The organism is Aquimarina longa SW024 (assembly GCF_001401755.1).
Taxonomy (GTDB): domain Bacteria; phylum Bacteroidota; class Bacteroidia; order Flavobacteriales; family Flavobacteriaceae; genus Aquimarina; species Aquimarina longa.
On the sequence record NZ_KQ474116.1, the window covers coordinates 1 to 1,662 of the forward strand.

At 31.0% G+C, this 1,662-nt stretch carries 3 protein-coding genes; all 3 read left to right on the forward strand.

The features are described 5' to 3' along the window. A partial coding sequence (locus N456_RS24720) for a hypothetical protein (protein WP_062063026.1) occupies positions 1 to 544 on the forward strand: 544 nt, incomplete at its 5' end. Then, a complete protein-coding gene (locus N456_RS23490) occupies positions 541 to 1,092 on the forward strand; it encodes a hypothetical protein (RefSeq protein WP_148639440.1) in 552 nt (183 codons plus the stop codon). The genes N456_RS24720 and N456_RS23490, both read left to right, overlap by 4 nt. Positions 1,093 to 1,165: 73 nt before the next feature. Then, positions 1,166 to 1,662, forward strand: a 497-nt coding sequence (locus N456_RS24725; RefSeq protein WP_158447964.1) for a hypothetical protein, incomplete at its 3' end; no start/stop codon positions are given.

Genomic DNA, 1,662 nt, shown 5'->3' on the forward strand with positions numbered 1-1,662 from the left:
GTATCGAGTTGAAATTGACTTCAAAAAGAAAATATTACACACTCAATATAACTCAAAATTTTTAGGCTATAATGACATAAAAGGAGAACAAGATATTAAAAACAATGTACTAAGTTTTATTCCTAATAAAAATGGAACACAAATAAATATTGTAGGACATAGTTTAGGAGGTTGGAATGGAGCACATCTTTCTCAAATTCTTACTGATATGGGGTATTTAGTAGAAACATTAATTACTCTCGATCCTGTAGGATCAGGAAAACATATTAAGCTAATTGCTAATATACATAGCTCTAAACCAAAACCTAAAATGAACTATTGGATCAATATCTATACGTACCCTAAAGATTACATTGTTGATGACCTTATTGCAGATGCAGGTAGACAATGGACTCCAGATCCTAAAAACATTCATGTATTACATATTACCAGATATAGTCATGGTGAAGCTCAAAATATGTTAGATGAAACAATAACAAAAGTAGCTATTTCAGCTTCTAATTTACTAGTAAACTCTATTAACAGTTATATAGAACTAAAATGAAATCAATAAAAAATAGAACAGCATTCTTAATCATTTCTTTAGTGGTATTCATTTTTGTTTCCTGTTCAATGGATCATAAAATACCTAAAGCAAAAATTAAATTATTAAATTTTATCCCATTAGCAGAAAAGCATCCTGTTTTAGATATTTACAATGTAAACTTCACATCAGATATTGCAATTGATTCATTGCTAAAGGAAATAAAAGGAAATCCTTACCTATTTTGTTCTCTTAATAATGGTAATATCGATTTTGATATAGAAGACACCAGTATTGACAAGCCTCATTTATTAGGGTCATTCGAAAAAGCAGAACACATCCTAAAAAAAGAAAAGTTACATCACTATGTAGCAGAGGTAATATTTTATAATGCTAATGGAGTTAGTGAAGGATATTTAAGTAAAGAACAAATAAAAAAACAAATTTCAGGAATAGAATGCATTAGTTGTAAAGTAATAAATAGATTTTTTATGGATACCAGAAAACCCTACCTCTCTAACCCTATGTGTATCCCTGTAAAAGATATACTAACAGCATTGGATCAATAATCGATAAACCAACTATCACAATGAACAATACATACTTTAGAAAAATTATAAGTACTGAAAAATCATAAGAATTATGGGAACTTATAGAAAAGAGATTATTGCCGATTACAAAGCAAGTGAGAGCACTATAAAACAACGAATTTTTAGAGATGATGGACTCACTTTTTTTGAAGTAGAGGTCGGTAAAAAAGCAATTTTTCATCTTAAGGTTATAAAAGCTAGTAACATAGAAGCAACCAAAAACAATGTCTATTGGGTTGCACAAGCACACAAATATTTTCGCACCACAAACAACTGGGCGACTTTTCAAGACGTAGATAATACGTTAGAATTACACGAGTTGCTTACGGATTTAGATAGAGGAACTATATACGGGCAAGAATATCTAGAAGATGGTAGAAGAAACCCAAAATATAGACGATATACCTTAGAATCAACCAAAGGAGTAGGCAAACGCTACGCACCAACAAACCCTTATGAAGATGGACACCATAAAAGAACACCAGAAGAAGGTTTTTTTGGTAAGCTCGGGTATATAACCGATAAACTAGGCGAGGGCATTTGGCTAGA